This is a genomic window from Klebsiella sp. GG_Kp175 (genome assembly GCF_040062325.1).
GTDB lineage: Bacteria > Pseudomonadota > Gammaproteobacteria > Enterobacterales > Enterobacteriaceae > Klebsiella > Klebsiella quasipneumoniae.
The window spans coordinates 226,956-241,022 of the sequence record NZ_JBEAFX010000001.1; the positions used below are offsets into that span (position 1 = coordinate 226,956).

General features: G+C 58.6%; 14 protein-coding genes. 8 read left to right on the forward strand and 6 right to left on the reverse strand.

All coding sequences use genetic code 11. The annotated features are described in order from the left end of the window. Window position 1: 1 nt before the first annotated feature. Together ABLU73_RS01180 and tolC are read right to left on the reverse strand one after the other, a co-directional pair. Complete coding sequence (locus ABLU73_RS01180; protein ID WP_002916849.1) at window positions 2–673, reverse strand: DUF1190 family protein; 672 nt, start codon at window positions 671–673, stop codon at window positions 2–4. A gap of 167 nt (window positions 674–840) precedes the next feature. Next, window positions 841–2,301 (reverse strand): outer membrane channel protein TolC, encoded by a 1,461-nt coding sequence (tolC, locus tag ABLU73_RS01185; protein ID WP_004205242.1) that lies wholly within the window; start codon window positions 2,299–2,301, stop codon window positions 841–843. Between the two features lie 196 nt (window positions 2,302–2,497). Here tolC and nudF point away from each other — a divergent pair, with 196 nt between their 5' ends. The 5 genes from nudF to parE are packed head-to-tail and all read left to right on the forward strand — an operon-like array spanning window position 2,498 to window position 6,902. Beyond that, window positions 2,498–3,130 carry an ADP-ribose diphosphatase gene (nudF, locus tag ABLU73_RS01190; RefSeq protein ID WP_004205241.1) on the forward strand — a complete coding sequence of 211 codons (633 nt, stop codon included), beginning with the start codon at window positions 2,498–2,500 and terminating at the stop codon, window positions 3,128–3,130. After that, the gene (locus ABLU73_RS01195) at window positions 3,127–3,549 is read left to right on the forward strand and encodes a DUF1249 family protein (RefSeq protein ID WP_004205239.1); all 423 of its coding nucleotides are present in this window, start codon (window positions 3,127–3,129) and stop codon (window positions 3,547–3,549) included. Before nudF ends, ABLU73_RS01195 begins: the two co-directional genes overlap by 4 nt. 24 nt (window positions 3,550–3,573) lie before the next feature. Beyond that, complete coding sequence (cpdA, locus tag ABLU73_RS01200; protein WP_004205237.1) at window positions 3,574–4,401, forward strand: 3',5'-cyclic-AMP phosphodiesterase; 828 nt, start codon at window positions 3,574–3,576, stop codon at window positions 4,399–4,401. Next, window positions 4,401–4,976 (forward strand): esterase YqiA, encoded by a 576-nt coding sequence (gene yqiA / locus ABLU73_RS01205; RefSeq protein WP_004205236.1) that lies wholly within the window; start codon window positions 4,401–4,403, stop codon window positions 4,974–4,976. The genes cpdA and yqiA overlap by 1 nt, the downstream gene beginning before the upstream one ends. A gap of 30 nt (window positions 4,977–5,006) precedes the next feature. After that, window positions 5,007–6,902: a DNA topoisomerase IV subunit B gene (gene parE, locus ABLU73_RS01210; protein WP_004205235.1), complete on the forward strand. Its 1,896-nt coding sequence runs from the start codon at window positions 5,007–5,009 to the stop codon at window positions 6,900–6,902. A 73-nt stretch (window positions 6,903–6,975) separates the two neighbouring features. On the opposite strand, the gene ABLU73_RS01215 is transcribed toward parE, so the two are convergent. The 4 genes from ABLU73_RS01215 to qseB form a co-directional block, all read right to left on the reverse strand. Continuing rightward, window positions 6,976–7,290 carry a putative quinol monooxygenase gene (locus ABLU73_RS01215; protein WP_004205233.1) on the reverse strand — a complete coding sequence of 105 codons (315 nt, stop codon included), beginning with the start codon at window positions 7,288–7,290 and terminating at the stop codon, window positions 6,976–6,978. A gap of 81 nt (window positions 7,291–7,371) precedes the next feature. After that, the gene (locus ABLU73_RS01220; RefSeq protein WP_017899750.1) at window positions 7,372–7,953 is read right to left on the reverse strand and encodes an NAD(P)H-dependent oxidoreductase; all 582 of its coding nucleotides are present in this window, start codon (window positions 7,951–7,953) and stop codon (window positions 7,372–7,374) included. Window positions 7,954–8,059: 106 nt separating this feature from the next. Next, window positions 8,060–9,409: a quorum sensing histidine kinase QseC gene (gene qseC, locus ABLU73_RS01225; RefSeq protein WP_264923582.1), complete on the reverse strand. Its 1,350-nt coding sequence runs from the start codon at window positions 9,407–9,409 to the stop codon at window positions 8,060–8,062. Then, a complete protein-coding gene (gene qseB, locus ABLU73_RS01230) occupies window positions 9,406–10,065 on the reverse strand; it encodes a quorum sensing response regulator transcription factor QseB (protein ID WP_004205227.1) in 660 nt (219 codons plus the stop codon). The genes qseC and qseB overlap by 4 nt, the downstream gene beginning before the upstream one ends. 149 nt (window positions 10,066–10,214) lie before the next feature. Here qseB and ABLU73_RS01235 point away from each other — a divergent pair, with 149 nt between their 5' ends. The 3 genes from ABLU73_RS01235 to parC all read left to right on the forward strand — a co-directional run bounded on the left by ABLU73_RS01235 (window position 10,215) and on the right by parC (window position 13,948). Continuing rightward, the gene (locus tag ABLU73_RS01235) at window positions 10,215–10,622 is read left to right on the forward strand and encodes a YgiW/YdeI family stress tolerance OB fold protein (protein ID WP_004205226.1); all 408 of its coding nucleotides are present in this window, start codon (window positions 10,215–10,217) and stop codon (window positions 10,620–10,622) included. 77 nt (window positions 10,623–10,699) lie between these two features. After that, window positions 10,700–11,569 (forward strand): AraC family transcriptional regulator, encoded by an 870-nt coding sequence (locus ABLU73_RS01240; protein ID WP_239605056.1) that lies wholly within the window; start codon window positions 10,700–10,702, stop codon window positions 11,567–11,569. A gap of 120 nt (window positions 11,570–11,689) precedes the next feature. Further along, window positions 11,690–13,948, forward strand: coding sequence for a DNA topoisomerase IV subunit A (gene parC / locus ABLU73_RS01245; RefSeq protein WP_004205224.1), 2,259 nt, complete (start codon window positions 11,690–11,692; stop codon window positions 13,946–13,948). Window positions 13,949–14,067: the final 119 nt, after the last annotated feature.

Sequence of the window (14,067 nt, forward strand, 5' to 3'; positions counted from 1 at the left end):
CTTAGCCGCCCATTGAGCGAGAAGAAGAGGTTGAGCCTGCGGCGCTACGCTGCATAGTCGACTGCTTCGCCACCGACTCGCCGAAGCCCCCGCGGGTGACGGTCGTGGTGGTTGCCGGTTTCGGCGCCATCGCGGTTTTCGGCACGTTCATGGTGCGGCCCGGCTGGGCGGCGCCATAGCTCTTACCGCTGGCGTCAGTGTACTGACCGTAGGCCGGGCTGGCAGGGTTTTTGGAGCTGAACAGCGGCTGCTGTTGCGCCATGCCGCCGCCCATCAGGCGGCCCATCATGTAGCCGGCCATCAGCGGCATCCAGAAGCTGCCGCTGCTTTGCGCCTGGGCCTGGTTTTCCGGGGCGACGCCCGCCTGGGCAGGCGTTTGCTGGCACTGACCTTCGCCAAACTCGGCGACGCAGTCTTCGCGGGTGGCATATTTCGGCGCGGTGCGCTCTGCCTCTTTCACCGCGTTGGTGTAGGCCGTGGTGCATTCGGCTGCTTTGCCCGGGTTGGCGGCGGAGCAGTCATCGGCGTTCTGGTACAGCGAGACCGTTTCGTCGCTTTTTTCACAACCGGCAAGCATAAAGACCGCGGTGACGGCCAGGGCGACCGGCGTCAGGTGGCGTGCGCTCCAGCTTTTGCGGAACGACGAATGATTAATATTTTTTGTCCGTTTCATATTTGTCTTCCAGGACCCAGTGGTATGGCGTGTGTTAACGCTCAGGATAGAGGATGAGTGGTGGAAAATGAAGCGAAGAGGGGCGCTAAGCGGGGGATCTTTACGTTGCCTTACGTTTAACGCATCGCCTGTCCGACGGACAGGCGATGCGCGTCACAGTATGAAAATTACTGACGGAACGGATTGCTGCCGCTGCTATGGGTCGTCGTCCGTGCGGACGCCGGCTTCATAGCCGCAGTCGTGTTGCCGTAACCATCGGCAGTAGCATCCTGCTGCGGATTTTCCGGCGCGACGCTGTCGGCAGAGGTCGAGATCGGTTTGCCCAAGGTATTGTTCAGGGCGATCAGATCCTGCTCGTTCAGCGTACCTAACGCCGACTTGATGTTCAGCTCGTTGATCAGGTAGTTGTAGCGCGCATTAGAGAGCTGCTGTTTGGCGTTGTACAGCGTGGTGGTGGCGTCGAGGACGTCAACGATAGTACGGGTACCCACCGAGTAGCCAGCTTCCATCGCATCCAGGGAGCTTTGCGCAGAGACCACCGCCTGTTTGTAGGCGTTGATGCTGCTGATAGAGGCATTCACGTTGTTAAACGAAGAACGCACGGTCTGGACCACGCTGCGGTGAGCGCTTTCCAGCTGCTCGCTGGCGCCGACGAAATTGTACTGCGCCTGTTTGACCTGCGAGTTAACCATCCCGCCCTGGTACAGCGGCAGGGAGAAGCTCAGGCCGATTTTGTTCTGACCGATATCAGCATCTTGCGAGATGCTTTTTGAGCCGCTGTAGCGGTTGTTGGAAACGCCAGACGAGGCGTTTAAATCCAGGGTCGGCAAATGGCCGTCCTGCGCCTGGCGAATCTGCTCGCGGGCCAGGTCCTGATTCAGACGCGCCTGCAGCAGCGACAGGTTGCGGTTCTCCGCTTCCTTCAGCAGGGCGTTCACCGCCTGCGGTTTGCTGGTTTTGAAGCCGTCTACGTTCAGGGAGGCCAGCTCCGGGTAGTAGTTGCCGGTAACCTGGCGCAGCTCTTCCACGGCGTTGTCGAGATCGTTACGTGCGGTCACTTCGTTCGCCAGCACGGCGTCGTATTGTGAGCGGGCGTTCTGCACGTCGGTGATCGCCACCAGACCGACGTTAAAGCGCTGGGTGGTTTGATCCAACTGACGGTAAATAGCCTGTTTCTGCGCTTCGGTATAAGAGAGCGTGTCGATGGCGGCCAGCACTTTGAAATAGGCCGTCGCGGTATTCAGAATCAGCGTTTGCTGATCGGTCTGATACGTGACATCCTGAATGCCTGCCGCTTTTTCCTGCAGCGTCAGGGCGCGCCATTTCGACATATCAAACAGAACCTGCGTTAACTGCAGCGAGCCGCTGGTGACGTTAGAATTCTGGTCTTTATAATCACGGAAGCCGCTGGTATAGGTATAATCCGCTCCCAGCCCGAGCTGAGGCAGTAATGGACTGCGCGCTTCGTTGATCTTTTCGAATGCGGCGTCACGATCGGCTGCCGATTTACGCAGATCGGGGTTGCTGATGCGCGCCTGCTGGTAAACCTGAAGCAGGTTTTCCGCCTGGCTCATGGCGCTGAACCCGGTCAGGCTCAGGCCGATAAGAATGGGGAGCAATTTCTTCATTTGCATTCCTTGTTGTGAAGCATTTAGCGCTGGTCTAATTCTAAGAAAAATTCCGCTGATTGTATCGATTCTGCCGCCGTAAAAAGTTGGCGTTACGTGCCATCCGGCGGTAATTTGCACCAATCTAACATACGGACCGTAAAACGGTAGCCAAACGGTCTGGAAATCCCTCATTTCGGATTAGCAGGACATAACAATGAGCAAACCCATCCACCAGGGAATTACCTTCTCCAAAAATGATGTAGAAATTATTGCACGCGAAACGCTGTATCGTGGTTTTTTTTCACTCGATTTATACCGTTTTCGCCACCGCCTGTTTAACGGCGGCATGAGCGGCGAAGTCACCCGTGAAATTTTTGAGCGCGGGCATGCCGCCGTCTTGCTACCCTTTGACCCGGTGCGGGACGAAGTGGTGCTGGTCGAACAAATCCGTATCGCCGCCTATGATACCAGCGAGAGCCCGTGGCTGCTGGAAATGGTCGCCGGCATGATCGAGGCGGGTGAGACGGTGGAAGATGTCGCCCGTCGGGAAGCGCTGGAAGAGGCCGGGCTTGAAGTTGGGCGGACGAAACCAATATTAAGCTATCTGGCCAGTCCTGGCGGCACCAGTGAACGGTTATCGATCCTGGTGGGCGAAGTTGATGCATCGACGGCAAAAGGCATTCACGGCCTGGCCGAGGAAAATGAGGATATTCGGGTGCATGTGGTAAGCCGGGAGCAGGCTTACCAGTGGGTAGAAGAGGGGAAAATCGACAACGCAGCCTCTGTCATCGCCTTGCAATGGCTGCAATTGCATTATCACAATTTACGAAACGAGTGGACAAAATGAAGCGTTATACACCTGACTTCCCTGAGATGATGCGCCTGTGCGAGACCAATTTCGCCCAGTTGCGCCGCCTGTTGCCGCGAACGGATGCAGCGGGTGAGAAGGTGAGCTATCAGGTGGGAAGCGCGCAATATCGGTTAACGATAACGGAATCAACCCGCTACACTACTCTGGTGGCGATAGAGCAGACTCTGCCAGCGGTGAGCTACTGGAGTCTGCCATCCATGACCGTTCGCCTCTACCATGACGCCATGGTGGCCGAAGTGTGTTCGAGTCAGCAGATCTTTCGCTTCAAAGCGCGATATGATTATCCTAATAAAAAGTTGCATCAACGCGACGAAAAGCATCAAATTAACCAGTTTCTGGCCGACTGGCTGCGTTACTGTTTAGCACATGGAGCGATGGCGATTCCGGTTTGTTAGCGTCGTTAAACCTAAGGACACCATTTGGAAAGCCTGTTAAACCTACCTCTGGCTGGTGAGGCCAGAGTCAGGATCTTACAAATTACTGATACTCACCTGTTTGCTGAAAAACATGAAACGTTGTTAGGCATCAATACCTGGGAAAGCTATCAGGCCGTACTGTCGGCCATTCATGCCTCACAGCGTCCATGCGATTTGATTGTCGCAACAGGCGATCTGGCGCAGGATCACTCCTCCGCGGCCTACCAGCATTTTGCTGAGGGCATCGCGAGTTTTGCTGCACCCTGCGTCTGGCTACCGGGCAACCATGATTTCCAGCCGGCGATGTACAGCACCCTGCAGGAGTCGGGCATTTCCCCCGCCAAGCGCGTGTTTCTCGGCGACCACTGGCAGATCCTGCTGCTGGACAGCCAGGTGTTCGGCGTTCCCCATGGCGAGCTGAGCGACTTCCAGCTGGAATGGCTCGAACATAAGCTGGCGGAGGCGCCGGAGCGTTATACCTTACTTCTGCTGCATCATCATCCGCTGCCGGCCGGCTGCAGCTGGCTGGATCAACACAGTCTGCGCAACGCCGGCGCGCTGGACAGCGCGCTGAGCGCCTGGCCGCGGGTGAAGCATCTGCTGTGCGGCCATATTCATCAGGAACTGGATCTCGACTGGAATGGCCGACGTATGATGGCGACGCCGTCGACCTGCGTTCAGTTCAAGCCGCACTGCGCCAATTTCACCCTCGATACGGTGTCGCCGGGCTGGCGCTGGCTGGAGCTTCACCCTGACGGAACGCTGACCACCGAAGTGTGCCGCCTGGAAGGCGCGGCGTTTCATCCGGATATTGCTTCAGAAGGCTACTGATGGCGACGCTTCTTTATCTGCACGGCTTTAACAGTTCCCCGCGCTCGGCGAAGGCGACGGCGTTAAAGACCTGGCTGGCGCAGCACTATCCTGAGATCGCCATGGTGGTGCCTGAGCTGCCGCCTTACCCGGCGGAAACGGCGGAGCTGCTGGAGTCCATCGTGCTGGAGCACGGCGGCGAGCCGCTGGGGGTCGTAGGGTCGTCGCTGGGCGGCTACTACGCCACCTGGCTGTCGCAATGCTTTATGCTGCCAGCGGTCGTGGTTAACCCGGCGGTGCGGCCGTTTGAGCTGCTGAACAATTTTCTCGGCCACAATGAGAATCCGTACACCGGGCAACAATATGTGCTAGAGTCTCGCCATATTTACGATCTCAAAGTCATGCAAATCGACCCGCTCGAAGCGCCGGATTTACTCTGGCTGCTGCAGCAGACCGGGGATGAAGTGCTTGATTACCGCCAGGCCGTTCATTACTACGCCTCCTGCCGGCAGACGGTGGAGGAGGGCGGTAATCACGCATTTGTCGGCTTTGACGATCATTTCACTCAGATTATCGAATTTCTCGGCCTGCGCTAAACGGCCCTGAACGACCTACGAATACACACCATGACGCAATCTTCATATAACGCTGATGCCATTGAGGTACTCACCGGGCTAGAGCCGGTGCGCCGCCGTCCGGGCATGTATACCGACACCACCCGTCCTAACCATCTTGGTCAGGAAGTGATTGATAACAGTGTGGACGAAGCGCTGGCAGGCCACGCCAAACGCGTGGAAGTGATCCTTCACGCCGACCAGTCCCTCGAGGTGATTGACGACGGGCGCGGGATGCCGGTCGACATTCACCCGGAAGAGGGGGTGCCGGCGGTTGAGCTGATCCTCTGCCGACTGCACGCGGGCGGTAAGTTTTCCAACAAAAACTACCAGTTTTCCGGCGGCCTGCACGGGGTGGGGATTTCGGTGGTCAACGCCCTGTCTAAACGCGTGGAGGTCAACGTGCGTCGCGACGGTCAGGTCTACAGCATCGCCTTTGAGAATGGTGAGAAAGTAGAAGACCTGCACGTCACCGGCACCTGCGGTAAACGCAACACCGGGACCAGCGTCCATTTCTGGCCTGACGAAAGCTTCTTCGATAGCCCGCGCTTCTCCGTTTCGCGTTTGACCCACTTGTTAAAAGCGAAAGCGGTGCTGTGCCCGGGCGTGGAAATTGTTTTCCGCGATCAGGTCAACAACAGCGAGCAGAGCTGGTGCTATGCCGATGGCCTTAACGACTACCTTAGCGAAGCGGTGAACGGCCTGCCGCTGCTGCCGGAAAAACCCTTCGTCGGCACCTTCTCCGGTGAGACGGAGGCGGTGGACTGGGCGCTGCTGTGGCTGCCGGAAGGCGGCGAGCTGCTGACCGAGAGTTATGTCAACCTGATCCCGACCATGCAGGGCGGGACGCACGTCAACGGCCTGCGCCAGGGGCTGCTGGACGCGATGCGTGAGTTCTGCGAGTACCGTAATATTCTGCCGCGCGGGGTGAAACTGTCGGCGGAAGATATCTGGGATCGCTGCGCCTACGTGCTGTCGGTGAAGATGCAGGATCCGCAGTTCGCCGGGCAAACCAAAGAGCGCCTGTCGTCGCGTCAGTGCGCGGCGTTCGTCTCCGGCGTGGTGAAAGACGCCTTCAGCCTGTGGCTGAACCAGAACGTGCAGGCTGCGGAGCTGCTGGCGGAGATGGCCATCTCCAGCGCCCAGCGTCGTCTGCGCGCCGCCAAGAAAGTGGTGCGCAAAAAGCTGACCAGCGGTCCGGCGCTGCCGGGTAAGCTGGCCGACTGCACCGCCCAGGATCTGAACCGTACCGAACTGTTCCTCGTCGAAGGGGACTCGGCGGGCGGGTCAGCCAAGCAGGCGCGCGATCGTGAATATCAGGCGATCATGCCGCTGAAAGGCAAGATCCTTAATACCTGGGAAGTCTCTTCCGATGAAGTGTTAGCTTCGCAAGAAGTGCACGACATTTCGGTGGCGATTGGTATTGACCCGGATAGCGATGATTTAAGCCAGCTGCGCTACGGCAAAATTTGTATCCTGGCGGATGCGGACTCCGATGGCCTGCACATTGCCACGCTGCTGTGCGCGCTGTTCGTGAGACATTTCCGGACTCTGGTGAAAGAGGGGCACGTCTACGTGGCGCTGCCGCCGCTGTACCGTATCGACCTCGGCAAAGAGGTTTACTACGCGCTAACGGAAGAAGAAAAGACCGGCGTGCTGGAGCAGCTGAAGCGCAAGAAAGGCAAGCCAAACGTCCAGCGCTTTAAAGGTCTCGGCGAGATGAACCCGATGCAGCTGCGGGAAACTACCCTCGACCCAAATACCCGCCGCCTGGTGCAGCTGGTGATCAGCGATGAGGATGAGCAGCAGACCACGGCGATGATGGATATGCTGTTGGCCAAGAAGCGTTCTGAAGACCGTCGCAACTGGCTGCAGGAGAAGGGCGATATGGCGGACCTGGAAGTGTAAGACCGCGCGCTGCGCCAGACGTAAAAGGGAGCCTCAGGCTCCCTTTTCTTATTTCGTTTCTGCGTCAGCGGGCTTAGACGCCGGCCTGCAGGATACGGATGGTGGTCTCCAGCACATCGCCTTTGACCGCTTCCGACCAGGCTTTCATGTGCGGGGTCTGCAGGTGCGCTTCAAGATGCGCGACGCTTTCCCACTGCTCCACCATGACGATAGAGTCAGGAGCGGTTGTCTGGAAGCTGACGCCAGCGGCATGATCCACCATGGGCGCATAGCCGTGGCAGCCGGCTTCCTGCAAAACGGTCGGAATAATTTTCGCGAACTGATCGAGAACCGCCTGGCGGTGGTGCTGGCCCGGGCGGGTACGGATTTCTGCAATCACTGTTAACATGGTTAACTCAACTCCTTCTGTGTGGATCTTGTCATACTCCAGGTTCGAATAACTCGAAATATGTAGAGCATAGACCCCTAGTTAACCAAAAATTTCCGCCAGATGCTTGCGATATTCTGCGATATACCGCGGGACATCAGGCATTTTAATCACGTCGTTGGCGATAAAGGTTGGCAGCGCCTCCATACCCAGGAACTGGTTGGCTTTATGGAACGGCAGGTAAACGCCGTCAACGCCGACGCCGTGGAAGAACTGTTCTTCGTCGGTGAAGGCTTCCATCGGCGCGTTCCAGGTCAGGGAGAGCATATATTTTTTCCCTTGCACCAGGCCGCCGGAGCCATATTTTTTGCTGGCGTCGGAGCGGGTACGGCCGTCGCTGGCGTACAGTGAGCCGTGGCCTTCGGTAAAGACGTCATCCATATATTTTTTCACCGTCCACGGGGCGCCCATCCACCAGCCCGGCATCTGCCAGATCACCACATCGGCCCAGAGGAAATTCTGCACTTCGGCTTTTACGTCGTACTCGCTTTCGGCGCGAACGCTTTTAACATCGTGTCCGGCGTCGCGCAGATAACTCTCCGCGACCTCGGTCAGGGTGTCGTTCAGTTGGCCATTCGAGTGGGCGAATTTTTTTGCGCCATTGATAATCAGGATGTTGCTCATCATTTGTCCTCAATCTTGAAAATTTGCCGACGATCTTACCCCGCGAAGCGGGGCAGTAAAATGAGCAAAATGTGCAAAGTCTTTTGCTAAATGAGCAATAATATCGCTACCAGCCAACGCGGGCTTCGAAGCCGCCGTCGCGGGCATTGGCAAACTCGACGCGCATGCCGTGCAGCGAGGCGATGCGCCGGACGATCGACAAGCCCAGGCCGCTGCCCGTAGGATCCTGACCCGGCGGGCGGTAGAAACGCTCGCCGATGCGCGCCAGCGCCTGCGGGCTGATGCCGGGGCCGTTATCGCGTACCCGAAACTCGCGGGCGTTGAGGGTGATATCGACCTGACCGCCGCGCGGGCTGTAGCGCACCGCGTTATCCAGCAGATTGCGCACCAGCAGGCTAAGGAGCAGCGGCTGGCCGGTGCGGGAGATGCCAGAGACATTAAGATGCAGGCGCAGCTCAATCCCGGCCTGCTGCGCCGGGTGGTACATCTCCATTACCGCCGACTGCAGCAGATCGTCGATGGCGACCGGCTGCGCGTCGTCCAGCTGGGCGAGCGAGTCCAGCCGCGACAGCGTCAGCAGCTGATCCACCAGACGGGTGGCGCGATCGATCCCCTGATGGAGCTGAGCCAGGGCTTTCTCCCGCCCTTGTGGATCGTCCAGAGAGAGCTGGGCGACTTCAGTCTGCACCTTCAGCGCCGCCAGCGGGCTGCGCAGCTCGTGGGCGGCATCAGAGGTAAACCGACGCTCGCGCAGCATGACGTCGTGGGTGCGCTGGAACAGCTGATTCAGCGACTCGACCAGCGGGCGGACTTCAGGGGGGATCTTCTCCACGCTGAGCGATTCCGCCGAGTCCGGCGCGCGCAGGCGCAGCATGCGCGCCAGATGTTTCAACGGCGCCAGTTCGCGGCTTAACAGCACGATGAGCAGCACGAACATCAGCGGCAGGGCGACCATCCACGGAGTGAGCTGCGAGGTGACAATGTCCATCGCCATTTCGCGGCGATAATCCCACTCCTGGCCGACGGCGATGCGGTGGCGGCCATCGGCGGTGGTTAACCACAGGAAGCGCCACTCGTCATCATCGCCGCGCAGGTAGCCATCGCTAAAGCCCTCACGCTGCGAGTGCCACTGTATATCCTCTCCGTTCTCGCCGTCGTTAAGCACCATTTTGCCGTCGCGGGTGAAGATGGCGAACGCTAGCGCATCGTCGTCGATATGCCCGTGGCGCACCTTTTTCTTTTCCCCGAGCGATGCCGGCGGGGCGCGCAGTTCATCGAAATGCATGGCGCTCAGGCGGCGGGCGAACAGCAGCTGCTGGGTATCAAACAGCTTATCCAGCTTTTTACTGGTCTGCTGCCAGGCGATCACGCTGGCCACCCCCCAGGCGGCGGCGGTCAGCACGGCAAACAGCAGCGTCAGGCGCAGGCGCAGGCTCAGGCGGGCAAGTCGTTTCATGCGTCACCCAGGGTATAGCCGATGCCGTGGACGGTGCGGATAAATTCACTGCCGAGTTTGCGCCGCAGATGGTGGACGTGAACTTCCACGGCGTTGCTGGAGACCTCGTCGTCCCAGTTGTAGAGCTTTTCTTCAATAAGCTTACGCGGCAGCACGCGCCCGGCGTTACGCAGCAGCAGTTCCAGCAGGGCGAACTCCTTCGGCTTCAGCGTCAGGCTTTCGCCGTCGAGGCTGGCGGTTAAGCGGTTCGGGTCAAGGCGTACCTTGCCGTGGCGCAGCTCGCTGCTGCTCTGGCCGTGGGCACGGCGGATCAATGCTTCGAGGCGGGCCGCTACCTCAATCAGGGCGAAAGGTTTGCACAGATAATCATCGGCGCCCAGGCGCAGCCCCTCCACCCGCTGGCTGAGCGCATCGCGGGCGGTGAGGATCAGCACCGGTTCATGGCGGCCTTTGTCGCGCCACTCGCGCAGAATCTCGAGGCCATCAACGCCAGGAAGAGTGAGATCAAGAATTGCCGCGTCGTAGGGGGCGCTGTATAGGGCGTTTTTGCCCTCCAGCCCGGCGGTAAACCAGTCGATGCTGAAGCCCATTTTGCTTAGCCCGGCCTTAATGCCATCGCCGATTAACTTGTCATCTTCCACCAATAATATGCGCATTTTCCCTCCTGCCAACCCGGCTGCTCTGCGCAGTAAACCGCGTTGCGACCGGGGTTGTACAGCATTAAAATTTCTTTTTTCCCCTTAAGAAGTCGTTAAGTTTTGTCGGGCGTAATAGGAGCCATATCAACACGAAGGGAGAACACATCATGAAGAAAATTGCTGCGATGACCGCGATCGTTGCCCTGGTTTCCATGCCGGCGCTGGCTGCTGGACAGGGCGGGTATACCGGTCCTTCTGCGACCACGCCGGCAAGTTCAACCACCCAGGGCGGCGGCTTCACCGGCCCGAGCGGCGCGGTCACCACCGTCACCAATGTCAAATCGCTGCGGGACGATACCTGGGTGACCCTGCGCGGCAAAATTACCGAGCGCGTTTCCGACGATCTGTATAAGTTCCAGGATGCTACCGGAGTGATCAATGTCGATATCGACCACAAACGCTGGAACGGCGTCACCGTCGGCCCACAGGACACGGTAGAAATTCAGGGGGAAGTCGATAAGGACTGGAACTCGGTGGAAATCGACGTTAAACAGATCCGTAAAATCGCGCCATAAGTCTCCGTCAGATAAGCGCAAGATCGGTCAGGCATCGCTATCCTCGCTCTGTCAGAGTATGTCGCGAGGAGGAGACGATGAACGATATTAAGGCCAGCCCGGCGTATGTCGGGCGCTTCCAGCGCGTCTGTAGGTACATTGCGCACCATCTTGATGAGCCGCTGTCGCTGGAGATGCTGAGCGCGATAGCGCACAGTTCGCCTTACCATTTTCACCGGCAATTTAGCGCTTATACCGGCATTCCCTTGTACCGGTATATTCAGTGGTTGCGTCTGCGACGCGCCTGTTGGCGCCTGGCGTTCAACCCCCGCGATAAAGTCATCGATATTGCCCTTGATGCCGGATTTCAGAATGCGGAGTCGTTCAGTCGTGCCTTCCGTACCGCGTTTGACCAAAGCCCGACCCAGTTCCGTCAGCAACCGGACTGGGCCGAGTGGCATCGGCGCGTACCGAAACATACGCTACAGGAGCAAACGTCGATGGACGTCAACATTATTTCGTTCCCCACCACCCGGATAGCCGTACTGCAACATCGCGGCAGCCCGGACCTTGTCAACGCCACCGCCGCGCGTTTTATCGCCTGGCGTAAAACGAGCGGATTATCGCCCATCGCCACCTGCGATACCTGGGGGATCGCCTGGGACGATCCGCAGACCACCCCGCAGGGGGCATTTCGTTTTGACATCTGCGGTACGGTCGCACGGCCGGTCGGTGAAAACGCCTTTGGCGTGATTAACGGCGAAATCCCCGGCGGACGCTGCGCCGTCGTGCGCCATCACGGCTCGCTGGACACGCTGGCGAACAGCGTTTGGTTTCTCTATCGCGACTGGTTACCCGCTTCAGGCGAGACGTTACGGGATTTTCCGGTGTACTTCCGTTACCTCAATTTTGTCCATGAGGTGGCTGAGCATGAGCTGCAAACCGATATTTATCTGCCGCTGGCCTGATTAAGGTGACGGAATCCTCAACCGATCTCACGGCCTGTGACTCAGGGCGTGAGATCGGGTATTATCGCGGGTAGTTTTGCCGTCCGAACGGTCGGTACCCAGATTGAGGATCCACGATTAATGAGCGATATGGCAGAGCGCCTTGCGCTGCATGAATTTACGGAAAATGCTTACCTGAACTACTCCATGTACGTGATCATGGACAGGGCATTACCGTTTATTGGCGATGGCTTAAAACCGGTCCAGCGTCGCATCGTCTATGCGATGTCCGAACTGGGGCTGAACGCCAGCGCCAAATTCAAAAAGTCCGCCCGCACCGTCGGCGACGTGCTGGGTAAATATCACCCGCACGGCGACAGCGCCTGCTATGAAGCGATGGTGCTGATGGCGCAACCCTTCTCCTATCGCTATCCGCTGGTGGATGGCCAGGGGAACTGGGGGGCGCCGGACGATCCGAAATCCTTCGCCGCCATGCGTTACACCGAATCCCGCCTGTCGAAGTATGCCGAGCTGCTGCTCAGCGAGCTGGGGCAGGGGACGGTCGACTGGGTGCCAAACTTTGACGGCACGCTGCAGGAGCCGAAAATGCTGCCGGCGCGCCTGCCAAACATCCTGCTCAACGGCACCACCGGCATCGCGGTGGGCATGGCGACCGATATTCCGCCGCACAACCTGCGTGAAGTAGCGAAAGCGGCGATTACGCTGATTGAGCAGCCGAAAACGACCCTCGACGAACTGCTGGATATCGTCCAGGGGCCGGATTTCCCGACCGAGGCGGAGATCATCACTTCGCGGGCGGAAATTCGCAAAATCTACCAGAACGGACGCGGCTCTGTGCGCATGCGCGCGGTGTGGAGCAAAGAGGACGGCGCGGTAGTGATCAGCGCGCTGCCGCACCAGGTCTCCGGCGCCAAAGTTCTGGAGCAAATTGCGGCGCAGATGCGCAATAAAAAGCTGCCGATGGTGGATGACCTGCGCGACGAATCGGACCACGAAAATCCGACCCGTCTGGTGATCGTCCCGCGCTCCAACCGGGTGGATATGGAGCAGGTGATGAACCATCTGTTCGCCACCACCGATCTGGAGAAGAGCTACCGCATCAACCTCAATATGATCGGTCTCGACGGCCGCCCGGCGGTAAAAAACCTGCTGGAGATCCTCAGCGAATGGCTGGTGTTCCGTCGTGATACCGTACGTCGCCGTCTGAACCACCGGTTAGAGAAGGTCCTTAAGCGCCTGCATATCCTCGAAGGTTTGCTGGTAGCGTTCCTTAATATCGATGAAGTCATTGAGATCATCCGCACGGAAGATGAGCCGAAGCCAGCTCTGATGTCGCGCTTTGCCATCAGCGAAACCCAGGCGGAAGCGATTCTGGAACTGAAGCTGCGCCATCTCGCCAAACTGGAAGAGATGAAGATCCGCGGCGAGCAGAACGAGCTGGAAAAAGAGCGCGATCAGCTGCAGGCGATTCTGGCCTCTGAACGTAAGATGAACAATCTGCTGAAGAAAGAGCTGCAGGCCGATGCCGATGCTTTCGGCGACGATCGCCGCTCGCCGCTTCACGAGCGTGAAGAAGCGAAAGCGATGAGCGAGCATGACATGCTGCCGTCTGAGCCGGTGACTATCGTTCTGTCGCAGATGGGCTGGGTGCGCAGCGCCAAAGGGCACGACATTGACGCCCAGGGCTTAAGCTATAAGGCGGGCGACAGCTGGAAAGCCTCGGCGAAGGGCAAGAGCAACCAGCCGGTGGTGTTTATCGATACCACCGGGCGCAGCTATGCCATTGATCCGATTACTCTGCCCTCGGCGCGTGGCCAGGGTGAGCCGCTGACCGGTAAGCTCACGCTGCCGCCGGGCGCGACCGTGGAACATATGCTGATGGAAGGCGACGATCAGAAACTGCTGATGGCCTCCGACGCCGGCTACGGTTTTGTCTGCACCTTTAACGATCTGGTGGCGCGCAACCGCGCCGGTAAAGCGTTGATCACCCTGCCTGACAACGCGCATGTGATGCCGCCGCTGGTCATTGAGGACGAGTCCGATATGCTGCTGGCCATCACCGCCGCCGGGCGGATGCTGATGTTCCCGGTCAGCGATCTGCCGCAGCTGTCGAAAGGCAAGGGCAACAAAATCATCAACATTCCCGCGGCGGAAGCCGCCGCCGGCCAGGACGGCCTCGCACATCTGTTTGTCCTGCCGCCGCAGAGTACGCTGACCATTCACGTCGGCAAACGGAAGATCAAACTGCGTCCGGAAGAGCTGCAAAAAGTCACCGGCGAGCGCGGCCGCCGCGGTTCGCTGATGCGCGGGCTGCAGAAAATAGACCGTGTTGAAATTGACTCGCCGCGCCGCGCCGCGGCAGGCGATAGCGAAGAGTAAGCGCTTCTCCTCCCGTCTTTGACGGGAGGAGGCGAAAAAATGCCGCAAAATCGTTGTTTATTCAGGCGTTGCGATTAACAATGTCCATCATCAGGGACCCAGGAAGAACGGTCCCGGCC